Origin of the sequence: Paracoccus sp. SSK6 (genome assembly GCF_039770665.1) — a bacterium.
GTDB lineage: Bacteria > Pseudomonadota > Alphaproteobacteria > Rhodobacterales > Rhodobacteraceae > Paracoccus.
In genome coordinates this window covers 181,390-194,354 of sequence record NZ_JBDPNJ010000002.1, presented here as the reverse complement: position 1 = coordinate 194,354, position 12,965 = coordinate 181,390, and the positions used below count along the sequence as shown (strand labels likewise).

Here is a 12,965-nt window from a genome sequence, read left to right as displayed (position 1 = left end):
ATGTTCGGCATCGTCGGCATTGTCGTCACCTTCGCGATGGTCTTCGGGGGCTATATCCTCGCCGGGGGCAAGATGGGGGTGATCACGCACTCGCTGCCCTTCGAGATGATGATGATCGGCGGCGCGGCCATCGGCTCCTATCTGCTGACCAATGACAGCCACACGCTGAAAGCGACGCCGAAAGGGATCGTCCAGGCCTTCAAGGGCAGCAAATGGACCGAGGCCGACCACCAGGACGTGCTGTGCCTGATGTTCCAGCTGCTGAAGATCGCGCGCGAAAACCCCGTGGCGCTGGAACAGCATATCGAAAACCCCGGCGAATCGGCCATCTTCACAGCCTATCCGCGGCTGCTGGCCGACCACGAGGTCGTCTCGCTGATCGCCGATACGCTGCGCTCGGTCAGCCTGAACTATGACGATCCCTATCAGGTCGAGGACATGCTGTCGCGCCGCCTGGCCGGTCTCCGAGAGGACGCGATGCATGTGCCCCATGCCTTGCAAAGCATGGCCGATGCCCTGCCCGCCCTTGGCATCGTGGCCGCTGTCCTGGGCGTCATCAAGACCATGAGCGCGATCGACCAGCCGCCCGCCGTCCTGGGCGGCATGATCGGCGGCGCCCTGGTCGGCACCTTCCTGGGCGTGTTCCTGGCCTATGGCTTCGTGGCGCCGCTGGCAGGCAGGCTGGGCGGCGTCATCAAGCAGGATCTGACCTTCTTCGACGTGATCAAGTCGGTCCTGATCGCGGGCCTGCACCAGCATGCCACGAACCTCTGTGTCGAGGTTGGGCGGCAGGCGGTGCCCGACCATGTCCGGCCCAGCTTCGACACGCTGGAGGCCGCGCTGCGCGACCTGAAGAAAGCCGCGTGATGCTGGGCGCGCTGGTGATGGTGATGGGACTTGCCGGCGCAGCGTCAGCCGATCCGGCCCTGCTGCCCGATGCGGCCGCCCTGGCCGCCGAGGCGACCGGCTGGCTGCTGGAAGGCGAGGCCCTGCCCCCCGATTACCGCGCCCGCCTGATGCGGATGCCGCCCGAGGCGCGGCTCCAGGCCTTGGTCTTCCTCCGCCGGGCAGGCCTGCTGACGGCGGACGCATGGGCCCTGTCGGACGTGCTGGAACCTACCACGACCCCCGCCCCGGCAGGTGGCGAATGACCGCTGCCAACCCGCTGAAACGGCTCGACGCCTCGGTCCTGGTGACGTGCGGTCTGGTGCTGATCGTCATCTCGATGGTGATTCCGCTGCCGCCTGCGATCCTGGATGTCGGCTTTGCCCTATCCATCGCGGCGACCGTGCTGATCCTGGTCATGGCCTCGCTGGTGGACCGGCCGACGGATTTCCAGGCCTTTCCGATGCTGCTTCTGGTGACGCTGGTGATCCGGCTGTCGCTGAACGTGTCCTCCACGCGCCTGATCCTGACGCAGGGCCATACGGGCACGGATGCGGCGGGCCATATCATCAACGGCTTTGCCAGCTTCGTCGCGGGCGGGTCGCTGATGGTCGGGCTGACGGTCTTTGCCGTCATTTCCATCGTGAACTTCGTGGTCATCACCAAGGGCTCGGGCCGCATGGCCGAGGTCGCGGCGCGCTTCGCGCTGGATTCGCTGCCCGGCAAGCAGCTGGCCATCGACGCGGACCTGAACGCCGGCGCCATCGACCACCAGGAGGCGAAGCTTCGCCGCCAGCGCGACCAGCAGGAGATCAACTTCTTCGGCTCGCTGGACGGAGCGTCGAAATTCGTCAAGGGCGATGCGGTGGCGGGCATCGTCATCACGCTGGTCAACCTGCTGGTCGGCCTTGGCATCGGCGTCGTGGCCCATGGCATGCCCGTGGGCGAGGCGATGGCCACCTATTCCCACCTGACCATCGGCGACGGGCTGGTGGGACAGATCCCAGCTGTCATCACCTCGATGGCGGCGGCGCTTCTGCTGTCGCGCGGGGGCGCCACCGACACGACCGCGCGGCTGCTCTCCAGCCAGTTGATCCGGGGCTGGCAGCCTGCCGCCGTGGTCGCGGCGGCGATGCTGCTGATGTCCTTCGTGCCGGGGATGCCGCGCCTCTTGTTCCTGGCCATTGCCGCTGCGCTGGCCTTCGGCGGCTGGCGGCTTTACCGGCACGGCACCCTTCCCGCGCCCTTGCCCGAACCCAAGGCGGAACAAGCCGCCCCACGCCCCGCCGCCCGCATCGGCGACGTTCTAGACACCGACGAGATCAGCGTCGAGATCGGCAGCGACCTTGTGCTGACCGCGCTGGACCAGGCGCGGGGCCTGGGCAGCCGGATCACCAACCTGCGCATCCATATCGCGCGCGCCTATGGCCTGATCCTGCCCGACGTTCGCATCACCGATACCGACGACCTGCACCCCGGCGATTACCAGATCCGCGTCCATGGCGTGGTGCGCGGACGCGGCAGCCTGCGTCCCGGCGCGGTCTTGGCGCTCGGCCCGGACCATGTGCTGCAGGGCCTTTCGGGCGATGCGGTGCGCGAACCCGTCTATCTCAGCCCCGCGCGCTGGATCGACCGCAACGCCCAGGATGACGCAGCCACTCGCGGCGCTACGGTCGTCACCCCGATGGAGGTGCTGTCCACCCACCTGATGGAGGTGGTGAAGGCTAATCTCTCGGCGCTGCTGACCCTTGGCGCCATGCAGCGCCAGATCGAGGAGCTGAAGACCCTGTCCGACAGCGCGCGGGCCGAACGCAACCGGCGCTATTTCGACGGCATGATCCCCGACAAGGTCTCGCCCGAGACGCTGCTGGCGGTGCTGCGCGCGCTGTTGGACGAGAAGGTCTCGATCCGCAACCTGCCGCTGATCGTCGATGCCATGGCCGAGTTCCGGGGCATCGACCAGATCGAGACGGTCTATGAACTGGTCCGCAAGCGGTTGCGCGGCCAGATCACCCAGCAATACAGCGACCCCATGGGCGGCATCTCGGCCCTGCAACTGCATCCGGCATGGGAGGCCGAGTTCGTCCGCGCCGACCAGGAAACCGGCCGCGCGGGCGGCGGGGCGATGACGCCCGCCCTGTCGCGCAAGCTGCTGGAGTCCGCGCGCCGTGCCATGGCGGCGGTCGAGCCTGCGTTGCAAACCGTGCTGGTCGCGCCCGACCACCGGCGGCGGATGCTGCGGGCGGTCCTGGGCTCAAACGGAATCGCGATCCCGGTTCTGGGGCTGGAAGAAATTGATCCCGGCGCCGAGTTGCGGCTGGCCGGCACCATTGAGGTCGGGTGATGTGGGACCAGCTTTCCCAGCTGCTGCCGGGCTTCAGCTGGAGCTGGGTGCTGGTCTATCTGCGCGTGCAGGCGCTGGTGCTGGTGCTGCCGGGTGTGGGGGAACGTACCATCCCCGTCCGCGTCCGCGCCGCCGCCGCCTTGGCTGTCACGCCGATGCTGGCGGGGCTGGTGCCCCCTGCCGCGGCGCCGGGTGATGTGCTGGCAATGCTGGGACAGGCTGCGGGTGAGACGCTGATCGGCCTTGCCGCAGGCATGGGGCTGCGGCTGCTGGCGCTGTCGCTGGACATCGCCACCTCGGCCATTGCGGCCACCGCATCGCTGTCGCAACTGGTCGGCGGCCAGAACGAGGCCGCGCCCCATCCCATCGGCAATCTGTTCCACCTGGTGGGGATCGCGGTGCTGATGGCGCTTGGCCTGCCAGTGATGCTGGTGCAGCTGATGGCCGACAGCCTGGCCCTCTGGCCCCCCGGCGGCTGGCCCGATGCAGGCGGCCTTGCGACCGAGGCGATCCGCCTTGTCTCGCGCAGCTTCTGGATCGCCATGCTGCTGGCCGCGCCCTTCACGCTGGGCGGCTTCATGTTCCAGGCGCTGTCGGGCGTCATCAACCGCGTCATGCCAGCCCTGCCGGTGATCTTCATCGGTTCGCCCGCCGCGATCATGCTGGCCTTGGCGGCGCTGGCGCTGCTGGCGCCGGTGCTGGTCGGGCTCTGGGCCGATGCGATCCTGGGCCATGTCCTGCCGAGGGCGCCATGAGCGAGGAGAACGACGACAAGCCCTTCGAAGCCTCGGACCAGAAGCTGCGCCGGGCCCGGGAAAAGGGCGACATCCCCCGCTCGGCCGAACTGAACGTCGCGGCCATGTATCTGGGCGCCTGGCTGGCCTTTGCCGTGGGCGCGGGCTTCGCCGTCAAGGCATGGCTTTCGATGGCGGCGCGCGCCCTGGGGTCCGAAGGCTGGACGCCTGGTGCGACCGGGGCCATTGCCGCAGCCTTGGGCCAATATGCAGGCGGGGCGGTGCTGGGGCTGGCGGCGGTGCCTTCGCTGGTGATCGTGGTGGCGCTGATCGGCACGCGCGGGCTGGTCTTTGCGCCGCAGAAACTGGCTTTCGACCTGAACCGGATCAACCCGATGAAGACGGCGGCGCAGAAGTTCGGCAAGTCGGGGCTTGTCAATTTCGGCATCTCGCTGGGCAAGGTGGCGCTTGTCGGCCTGAGCGGCTGGTTTTTGTTCCGCAATCTTCTGGGGCATCTGGCCTCCAGCCCGCTGGCGGGCGACCGCTGGATCGCGGATCTGGGAGTGCTGCTGGGGCGGGTGCTGGCCCTGGCGCTGGCGATCTCGGTCCTGTTCGCGGGGCTCGACATGGGCTGGCAATGGTTCGACCACCGCCGCAAGAACCGCATGACGCGCAAGGAGATCGAGGACGAATACAAGGACTCCGAGGGCGATCCGCATTTCAAGGCCGCCCGCCGCCAGCGCGCTGTGGACATCGCCACGCATCAGATGCTGGCCGATGTCGGACGCGCCGACGTGGTGATCGTGAACCCCACCCATTACGCCGTGGCGCTGGAATGGAAGCGGGGCAGCGGACGCGCGCCGGTCTGCCTGGCCAAGGGCACCGACGAGATCGCGGCCCGGATCCGCGAACGCGCCAGGGAACACCGCGTGCCGATCTTCCCGGACCCGCCAAGCGCCCGCGCGATCCATGCCACGGTCGAGATCGGCCAGGAAATCCGCCGCGAACAGTTCGCCGCCGTCGCCGCCGCGATCCGGTTTGCCGAAAAGATGCGAGAGAAAGCGAGGGCCGGATGGTGAGGGCCAGATGCAGGAAAGCGACAAGCTGGCGCAGCTGGAGCGCATCGCCCGCATCAAGGCGGAACAGGAGCTCAAGCGTTTCGCGGCCTTCAGCCTGCACATGACGCAGGCGCAGAACCGGGCCGCCGCCATGCGCACCGCGCTTGACCAAAGCTATCGCAGCAGCGCGCCCCTGTCGGTGGCCGAGGCGCGCATCGCCAATGCCCAGGCGGGCCGCAGCGCCCGCGACTTGCGCCAGGCCGAGGCCGAGGTCGCGCGGATGCTGCCGCGCTTCGATGCCGCCCGCCGCGACGCCGCTCGCGAATTCGGCCGGGCCGAGGTGCTGCTGTCCCTGTCGGCCGCCCGCCGCGCCGATGAAAAGGCGCCGCGATATTGACCGCAGCCTTGCGGGGGCTGTGATGGTGGGGTTATACCCACCATTCTCCACGCCGCCCCCTGCTCCTTAGGGGCGTCGCAGGCACAAGGGTTCATTCCTTACCCTGCCCAGTCCCCCAGCCGCCGTAGGGTGGGGTTCCACCCCACCCTTCCCCACGCCAACGGTTGCCCCAGAAGCACTGCAGGCCCAAGGGTCACTTCTCACCCTGCCCCGCAGCCAACGACCCAAGGTCTATATCCACCCAGACCAGCCGGTGATTGGACGCGACCTCGACCGCCGGGGCCAGCGGATCGTCCGGCGCGGGCCACAGGACACCGCTGGCGGTCACGCGCAGGCCCTTGGCGGGCCAGACATAATCCACGCGCAGGTTGCCCGGCCCGCCCGGATCATAGACCACCGTGTCCAGCGCCGGATCTCCCCGATGGCCTGCATTCACCCCCGCCTGTTCCGGCTGGAAGGCGCCCTTCGGCTGCGGATCCTGGGCGTGGGCCAGCAGCGCCGCCATCGCCTGCGGTCGCCCGTCCCCATCGGCCAGATCAAGGTTCGGGTTTCCCGCCAGCACAAAGGGCACAGGGGGCAGGTGGTGCAGCCAGAAGGCGGTCTCGTCATGGTTGCGGCGACCGTTGCGATCCTCGGGCCCGTCGAAGGCGGGGGGCGTGGCCGCCCAGGCCAGCAGGTGCAGTGCCCCCCGTTCGGTCAGCACCGGCACGTCCCAATGCGCGGTCGAGGACAGGCGCTGAACCTCGGCCACATCGGGCGGCAGGGGCGGCATCAGGTTGCCCCGAAGGTCGCGCCACAGCGCGGCCGAATGATCGGTGACCGGGCCCAGGGGCAGGCGCGACAGGATCGCCATACCGTTCTGGCCGGAAAACTGCCCGAAGCCCTGCGGGTCATCGGCCCCGCCTGTCCGCCCGTCGCCATCCAGATCCCGCCCGGTCGGCATTCCGCTGTTCGGGCGGGCGGCAAAGCGGTGCGGCATGGGATGGCCCGCCTGTTCCAGCACCCCGGCAAAGGCCGCCAGCGCCTGTCCGTCGCCGTCCCAGTCGATCCCGGTCAGCACGATCACATCGGGCGCACTGGCCGCGATCACCTGCGCGGCCGCCAGCACCTGCGGGTCGGCCCGGCGGATGTCGCGCAACAGCAGCCCCGGCCCCTTACGCGTCAGGCCGGGGTCATAACTTGCCACGCGCAGATCCTGGGCAGACACCTCGGTGGCGAAAAGGCCTGCAATGATCCAGACAAAAGCCCGCATGATGCAGAGGTTGCACAAGCGGCGCGTCCTGCCAAGCCCCGGCTGGCAATGCCCGGCAGGACCGCAGCCCGCGGCCCGGTCGCAGCAATGGCATCGCTGCGACAGTGCCGGGCAAAAGGATGCCAACGAAGCGCCCGGAACTGCGCCCGCCCTTGCATTTGCAACGGATGCGAACAACTGATGCCGTGCAAGCGCCAGCCATCCGGGTTCCCATGCCGATCGACCGTCCGTCCCGCCGCCACATCCTGCAAGCCGCCCTGGGCAGCGGGGCCTTCTTCCTGCTGCCGCATCTGGCGCGGGCGCAAGGCGCGGGCGACAGCCAGCCCTTTTCCTTCGACTGGCTGCGCGACATGGCGCGCGATCTGGCCGCCAGGCCCCATGTCCCCGCCGAGATCGCCGATCCCGAGATCCTGGACCAGGTGGATTACGACCACCACAACCAGGTCCGCTTCCGGCCCGATCGCAGCCTGTGGCAGGGCCAGGGCAATATCTCGCCCGTGCAGGCCTTCTTTCCCGGCATGTATTTCCGCAACCCCGTGCGCATCCATACGGTGAAAGACGGCGTGGCGACCGAGGTGCCCTTCTCGCTGGACCTGTTCGACATCCCCGAAGGCAATCCGGCCCGCCAGTTGACCCGGACCAGGGGTTTCGCGGGGTTCCGCGTTCAGGACGCGAAAACGGAAATCGACTGGATGGCCTTCCTGGGGGCGTCCTATTGGCGGACATCGGGATACAGCGGACAGTTCGGCCTGTCGGCACGCGGCCTTGCCATCGACACCGCCATCCCCGTCGGTCCCGAGGAGTTTCCCCTGTTCACCCAGTTCTGGCTGGAGCCTGCGGAGAACGGGGATCTCACCGCCTATGCGCTGCTGGACAGCCCGCGCGCGACCGGCGCCTATCGCATCGAATCGCGGCGCGGCGACGGGGTTTCGCAGGATATCACCGCCACGGTCTTTCTGCGCGACGCGGTGGAGCGGCTGGGGATTGCGCCGCTGACCTCGATGTTCTGGTTCGGCAAGAACACGCCCCATGTCTCGCCCGACTGGCGCCCCGAGGTGCATGATTCCGACGGGCTGGAGATTCTGGCCGGCAATGGCGAACGCATCTGGCGGCCCTTGAACAACCCGCCGGGAACCATGGTGAACAGCTTTGCCGCACCTAGCGTCAAGGGCTTCGGGCTGATGCAGCGGGAACGCGATTTCGCGCAATACCAGGACGACGGGGTCTTCTATGACCGGCGGGCCAGCGCCTGGGTCACGCCCCAGGGCGACTGGGGCGACGGCGCGGTGGTGCTGTCCGAACTGCGCACGGATGACGAGATCCACGACAATATCGTGGCCTTCTGGCAGCCCGCCGGTCCGACGGCCAAGGGGCAGCAACACGATTTCGCCTATCGGCTGGACTGGGTCCGCGACAATCCGGCTGTCAGCGCCATCGCGCATTTCACCGCCACCCGCCTGGGCGCGGGCGGCATTCCCGGCCAGCCGCGTCCCAAGGGCGTGGTCAAGGTCGTGTGCGATTTCGCCGGGCCGAACCTGAAGGGCCTGGGCCGCGACGACGGGCTGTCGCTGTCGGTTTCGACCGAACAGGCTCGGGTGTCGAACAGCGCGGTCTATCCGGTGGTCGGCACCGATACCTGGCGCGCGCTGTTCGACCTGGACTTCGCGGATGCTGGCGCCAGTCCCATCGACCTGCGCGCCTATGTCGATCATGGCGGCACGGCCATGACGGAAACGCTGATCCTGCAACTGTTTCCGTCGCAGTTGCGCACGCTGCTGGCCCGCACGCCGTAGGGTGCGTGCTTGCACGCACCGTTTTGGCGGGCGCATCGGTGCGTGCAAGCACGCACCCTACCTATAGAGATCTGCGAACTGCTCCCGCAGCAGGTTCTTCTGCACCTTGCCCATGGTGTTGCGCGGCAGTTCCTCCACGAACAGCACGCGCTTGGGCTGCTTGAAACGGGCCAGCCGGTCTTCCAGCGCCGCCAGCACCTCCTGTTCCGTGATGGCGCCCGCGCCGGTCGGCACGATCACCGCCGTCACGCCTTCGCCGAAGTCGCGATGGGGCAACCCGATCACGGCGGATTCGACCACGCCGGGCAGGGCGTCGATCTCGGTCTCGATCTCCTTGGGATAGACGTTGTAGCCGCCGGTGATGATCAGATCCTTGCCGCGCCCGACGATGTGCAGGTAACCGCGTTCATCGAATTTCCCCAGATCGCCGGTGATGAAGAAGCCGTTTTCCCGCAACTCGGCGGCGGTCTTCTCAGCCATCTGCCAATAGCCCTTGAAGACATTGGGTCCGCGCACCTCGATCATGCCGATCTCGCCCCGGGGCAGTTCCGCGCCGGTTTCGGGGTCGGTCACGATGATCTCGGTCCCCGGCAGGGGCATCCCCACCGTGCCCGCGATCCGGTCGCCCTCATAGGGGTTCGAGGCGTTCATGTTCGTCTCGGTCATGCCGTATCGTTCCAGGATCGCATGGCCGGTGCGGGCCTGCCATTCGCGATGCGTTTCGGCCAGAAGCGGCGCCGAGCCCGAGATGAACAGCCGCATATGGGCGGTCGTGTCGCGGTTCAGCCGGTCGTCCTGCAAAAGCCGGACATAGAAGGTCGGCACGCCCATCAGCACGGTGGCGCGATCCATCAGCGCGATGATCCGGTCCGGGTCGAACTTCGGCAGGAAGATCATCGAGGCGCCGGAAAACAGCGTCACATTGGTCGCCACGAACAGCCCATGGGTGTGGAAGATCGGCAGGGCGTGGATCAGCACGTCATCCGCCGTGTAATGCCAGGCCTCGCGCAGCGCGGTGGTGTTCGACACCAGGTTGCCATGGGTCAGCATCGCGCCCTTGCTGCGGCCCGTGGTCCCCGAGGTGTAGAGCAGCGCGGCCAGATCGTCCGCCTTGCGCGGAACGGTCGCGAAATCGGCGGGCGCGCCTGCCGCGGCATCCGTCAGGCTGCCCTGCCCGCTTGCGTCCAGCGTGACGATCTTCGCACCCGCCCGGTCTGCCGCATCCTTCAGCGCATCCGCCTTGGCCGGATCGCAGACAAGGACGGCGGGCGTGGCGTCGCCGATGAAATAGTCGATCTCGGCCGGGGTATAGCCCGTGTTCAGCGGCAGGAAGACCGCGCCGGCGCGGACGGTGGCCAGATAGAGGATGATCGCCTCGACCGACTTTTCCACCTGGGCCGCCACCCGGTCGCCGGGCTTGACGCCCAGCGACACAAGCGCATTGGCCATGCGGCCGGTGCGCCCCGTCAGGTCGCCATAGCTGATCCGCTCGCCTTTGGCGGTCTCGATGGCGGTGGCCTGGGGATCGGGGATGCCGGTTTCCAGGATGTCGAACAGATTGGCGTTCATGGCTTCTCTTTCTTGGTCGTGGTTTGTGCATCGGGCAGGTGGCGGCGCACCGCCTCGGATGCGGCGATTTCCGTGCGTTCGGCGAAGGCTTCGTGGTTGGTCGCGATCTTGTCCAGATCGTAGAGGTAATTGACCATCAGCCCGTGCGATTGCTTCAGGCCATTGGCCGAGACATCGCCCAGGAAGTTCAGCCGCTCCAGCCGCGCACCATTGCCCAGGTGGAAGCGCGCGACGGGATCGACCGCCCGGCCCTTGTCGTCGCGGGCGCGCAGGAAATAGATCGCGGCGGCCGTCAGCAGCGGCTCGCGCAGGGCCTCGGCCCTGTCGGGGTCAAGGTGCCAGCCGGGCTGGTCCAGCAGTTGCAGCGCCGCACGCAGATCGTCGTCCAGAAGGTCGTCCCCTCCGCGCGCCCTGGCCAGCCAGGCGGCGAAGCCCGGCACCGGGGACAGGGTGACGAAGGTCTGGATGTCGGGCAGTTCGGCCTTCAGTTCCTCGACCACCTGCTTGATCAGGAAGTTGCCGAAGGACACGCCCGCCAGCCCGCGCTGCGTGTTCGAGATGGAGTAGAACACCGCCGTGCTGGCCCGTTCCGCCTCGATCGGCGTGCGGTTCAGGTCCAGCAGGGGCGCGACGGTGTCGGGGATGGCCCTGGTCAGCGCGACCTCGACGAAGATCAGCGGTTCATCGACCAGTTGCGGATGGAAGAAGCCATAGCAGCGCCGGTCGGTCGGCTGCAGGCGGTTTCTCAGGTCGTCCCAGTTCTGGATGGCATGGACGGCCTCGTAGCGGATGATCTTTTCCAGGATCGCGGCGGGGGTGTTCCAGTCGATATGGCGCAGCACCAGGAAGCCCCGGTTGAACCAGGACGCGAACAGATGCGCGAAATCGCTGTCCACCCGGCGCAGGGCGGGATTGTCCTTGAGGTGGCGCAGCAGTTCCTCGCGCATCCTCACCAGGGCCGCCGTGCCGCCGGGGGCCAGGTTCAGCCGGCGGAACAGCTCCTGCCGTCGGGGTTCTGCGGCGGCATGCAGCGCCTCGATCGCCTCGACCGACCCGGCGTCCTGCTGGACGGCGGCCAGGGCGTTGCCCACGGCCTTGGGATCGGGACCGAAGCGGTCGGCCAAGGTTGCCAGGAACTCCAGCCGCTTGCCTTCGTCCGCCTCCTCGAAGGCCACGACCAGGGCGCGGGCCAAGGCCACGCCCGAGGCCTCGCCCCGGCGCGACAGCAGAAGCTCGCCCATCTCGGGCAGGCCGGGGGGCGCGGTCACCTGCCCCGCCGGGTCGCGCCAGCGCAGCAGGGCGCGACCCCGGTCGGTCAGCATGTCGAACAGGTCGCCGATGCGGTTCTGCCGGGGGGTCTGCACGATCTTGGTCACGCGTCTCTCCTGTGAAAAGGTGCCGCCGGATCAGCCCGGCAGCACGACGAAGACCAGCCACAGCACCACGGGCGCGACAACGGTCACCAGCGCGCCATAGCTGAGCAGCTTGCGGAAGAAGGCCTGCCGGTCCACGCCATGCGCATTGGCCAGGACCAGCGCGCCATTGGTCGAGAACGGGCTGACATCCACGATGGTCGAGGCGACGGCCATGCCGGCGATGAAGCCGATGGCGCCGACGCTGTTCTCGCCCTGCAGGAAGGGCACGGCCAGCGGGATCAGCGATCCCAGGACAGCGGTCGAGGAGGCAAAGGCCGACACCACCGCGCCGATGAAGAACAGCATCAAGGCCGCCAGCATGGGCGAGGCCATGCCCGCCACGGATTCGCCCACGAAGTCGATGGTGCCCATCTCTTGCAGCACGGCGACATAGGTGGACACGCCCGTGATCAGCATGATCTCGGGCCAGGCGACCTGCGCCATGGCGCGTTTCTGCATGGTCGGGTTCCACAAGGCCAGCGCCAGGCCGATGGTCAACGCGACAAAGCCAATGTCTAGGTTGAAGGCCAGGACCAGCACCGCCAGCAGGACCAACCCCGCCAGGGTGAAGATCTGGTGAGGCGTGCCGTCAGGCTGGTTGCCCTCCTCGACTTCGGCGACCAGCCGGTTAGAGTCGCCGCCCGCTTCCTCACTGATGCGGCGGCTCAGCGCCTCGGCCTCGCTGTCGCCGAAGATCTGCGGGCCGGTGGCGGCGCGGGCGATCTCGACATGGGGGACGGGGACGGTCTCGATCGTGTCGCGGGCCGTCATCAGGCGGCGCCCGCCAAGGACCATGAACAGGATCAGCGCGACCGCCGCGTTCACGAGGAAGCTGGCGGCGAAGGTGGTCATGGCCGACAGCGGCAGCCCGGCTTCCTGGACCACGCCGTTGGTGATGCCGCCATAGATGCTGATCGGGGAAAAGCCCCCCGCCTGCGCGCCATGGACCACCATCAGGCCCATCAGCAGCGGGCTGATGTGATAGCGGAAGGCAAAGCCCAGCGAGATCGGCGCGACGATCGCAACCGCGCCGGGGCTGACGGCGCCGACGGCGGTCAGCAGGGCGGAAATCCCGAACATGATCCAGGGAATCGCGCCGATGCGGCCCTTGACCGCGCGCACGGCCATGCGCACCAGCCAGTCGATGGTGCCGTTGTTCTGCGCCAGCGCGAACAGCCAGGTGATGCCCACCAGCGTCAGGAACAGCCCGCCGGGGAATCCCGCGATGATGTCCTTGGTGGTCTGCGCGGCCAGCAGGGTGCCGACCAGAAAGGCGCCGACAAAGGCCAGCACGCCCATGTTGATGGGCCAGATGGTCGCGACCACGAACATCAGCACAAGGGCATAGATGGATATCAGATGTGGTGTCATGCGGCTCTCCCTTTCCTGCATGATCGGCGCGGGGATCCGCCTCCACACGAATCCTCCTCCCACGGCGGTTATAAGCGTCGGCGCGAATGATGTATATAACATATGCAATGATGGATGTTTCCGCCTCTATCAGATAAGCTGTCTTCA

General features: G+C 67.8%; 11 protein-coding genes. 7 read left to right on the top strand and 4 right to left on the bottom strand.

The window, feature by feature from the left end; translation table 11 throughout:
- Genes motA through AAIL68_RS02685 form a run of 6 tightly spaced genes read left to right on the top strand, consistent with a single transcriptional unit; the run spans position 1 to position 5,418 of the window.
- Positions 1 to 867, top strand: a complete 867-nt coding sequence (motA, locus tag AAIL68_RS02710; RefSeq protein ID WP_347137953.1) for a flagellar motor stator protein MotA — start codon at positions 1 to 3, stop codon at positions 865 to 867.
- Positions 867 to 1,151, top strand: coding sequence for a hypothetical protein (locus tag AAIL68_RS02705; RefSeq protein ID WP_347137952.1), 285 nt, complete (start codon positions 867 to 869; stop codon positions 1,149 to 1,151). Before motA ends, AAIL68_RS02705 begins: the two co-directional genes overlap by 1 nt.
- A complete protein-coding gene (locus tag AAIL68_RS02700; RefSeq protein WP_347137951.1) occupies positions 1,148 to 3,229 on the top strand; it encodes a flagellar biosynthesis protein FlhA in 2,082 nt (693 codons plus the stop codon). The genes AAIL68_RS02705 and AAIL68_RS02700 overlap by 4 nt, the downstream gene beginning before the upstream one ends.
- The gene (locus AAIL68_RS02695) at positions 3,229 to 3,984 is read left to right on the top strand and encodes a flagellar biosynthetic protein FliR (protein WP_347137950.1); all 756 of its coding nucleotides are present in this window, start codon (positions 3,229 to 3,231) and stop codon (positions 3,982 to 3,984) included. The genes AAIL68_RS02700 and AAIL68_RS02695 overlap by 1 nt, the downstream gene beginning before the upstream one ends.
- Positions 3,981 to 5,042, top strand: coding sequence for a flagellar type III secretion system protein FlhB (locus AAIL68_RS02690; protein ID WP_347137949.1), 1,062 nt, complete (start codon positions 3,981 to 3,983; stop codon positions 5,040 to 5,042). Before AAIL68_RS02695 ends, AAIL68_RS02690 begins: the two co-directional genes overlap by 4 nt.
- 7 nt (positions 5,043 to 5,049) lie before the next feature.
- Positions 5,050 to 5,418: a hypothetical protein gene (locus AAIL68_RS02685; RefSeq protein ID WP_347137948.1), complete on the top strand. Its 369-nt coding sequence runs from the start codon at positions 5,050 to 5,052 to the stop codon at positions 5,416 to 5,418.
- 193 nt (positions 5,419 to 5,611) lie between these two features.
- Here AAIL68_RS02685 and AAIL68_RS02680 read toward each other — a convergent pair whose 3' ends face one another.
- Positions 5,612 to 6,670 carry an endonuclease/exonuclease/phosphatase family protein gene (locus AAIL68_RS02680; protein WP_347137947.1) on the bottom strand — a complete coding sequence of 353 codons (1,059 nt, stop codon included), beginning with the start codon at positions 6,668 to 6,670 and terminating at the stop codon, positions 5,612 to 5,614.
- A gap of 212 nt (positions 6,671 to 6,882) precedes the next feature.
- Here AAIL68_RS02680 and AAIL68_RS02675 point away from each other — a divergent pair, with 212 nt between their 5' ends.
- On the top strand, positions 6,883 to 8,463 hold the full coding sequence (locus tag AAIL68_RS02675) for a glucan biosynthesis protein D (protein WP_347137946.1): 1,581 nt from the start codon (positions 6,883 to 6,885) through the stop codon (positions 8,461 to 8,463).
- 57 nt (positions 8,464 to 8,520) lie between these two features.
- Here the strand turns inward: AAIL68_RS02675 and AAIL68_RS02670 are convergent, their stop codons facing one another.
- Genes AAIL68_RS02670 through AAIL68_RS02660 form a run of 3 tightly spaced genes read right to left on the bottom strand, consistent with a single transcriptional unit; the run spans position 8,521 to position 12,818 of the window.
- Positions 8,521 to 10,032 carry a malonyl-CoA synthase gene (locus AAIL68_RS02670; RefSeq protein WP_347137945.1) on the bottom strand — a complete coding sequence of 504 codons (1,512 nt, stop codon included), beginning with the start codon at positions 10,030 to 10,032 and terminating at the stop codon, positions 8,521 to 8,523.
- Positions 10,029 to 11,408 (bottom strand): malonyl-CoA decarboxylase, encoded by a 1,380-nt coding sequence (locus AAIL68_RS02665; RefSeq protein ID WP_347137944.1) that lies wholly within the window; start codon positions 11,406 to 11,408, stop codon positions 10,029 to 10,031. Before AAIL68_RS02665 ends, AAIL68_RS02670 begins: the two co-directional genes overlap by 4 nt.
- Positions 11,409 to 11,438: 30 nt before the next feature.
- Positions 11,439 to 12,818 (bottom strand): SLC13 family permease, encoded by a 1,380-nt coding sequence (locus AAIL68_RS02660; protein WP_347137943.1) that lies wholly within the window; start codon positions 12,816 to 12,818, stop codon positions 11,439 to 11,441.
- Positions 12,819 to 12,965: the final 147 nt, after the last annotated feature.

Bases quoted from the DNA above. Each gene is read 5' to 3' on its own strand.
- AAIL68_RS02685 (WP_347137948.1), top strand. From the start codon at position 5,050: ATGCAGGAAAGCGACAAGCTGGCGCAGCTGGAGCGCATCGCCCGCATC.
- AAIL68_RS02700 (WP_347137951.1), top strand. From the start codon at position 1,148: ATGACCGCTGCCAACCCGCTGAAACGGCTCGACGCCTCGGTCCTGGTG.
- AAIL68_RS02680 (WP_347137947.1), bottom strand. From the start codon at position 6,670: ATGCGGGCTTTTGTCTGGATCATTGCAGGCCTTTTCGCCACCGAGGTG.
- AAIL68_RS02695 (WP_347137950.1), top strand. From the start codon at position 3,229: ATGTGGGACCAGCTTTCCCAGCTGCTGCCGGGCTTCAGCTGGAGCTGG.
- AAIL68_RS02675 (WP_347137946.1), top strand. From the start codon at position 6,883: ATGCCGATCGACCGTCCGTCCCGCCGCCACATCCTGCAAGCCGCCCTG.
- AAIL68_RS02660 (WP_347137943.1), bottom strand. From the start codon at position 12,818: ATGACACCACATCTGATATCCATCTATGCCCTTGTGCTGATGTTCGTG.
- motA (WP_347137953.1), top strand. From the start codon at position 1: ATGTTCGGCATCGTCGGCATTGTCGTCACCTTCGCGATGGTCTTCGGG.
- AAIL68_RS02705 (WP_347137952.1), top strand. From the start codon at position 867: ATGCTGGGCGCGCTGGTGATGGTGATGGGACTTGCCGGCGCAGCGTCA.
- AAIL68_RS02670 (WP_347137945.1), bottom strand. From the start codon at position 10,032: ATGAACGCCAATCTGTTCGACATCCTGGAAACCGGCATCCCCGATCCC.
- AAIL68_RS02690 (WP_347137949.1), top strand. From the start codon at position 3,981: ATGAGCGAGGAGAACGACGACAAGCCCTTCGAAGCCTCGGACCAGAAG.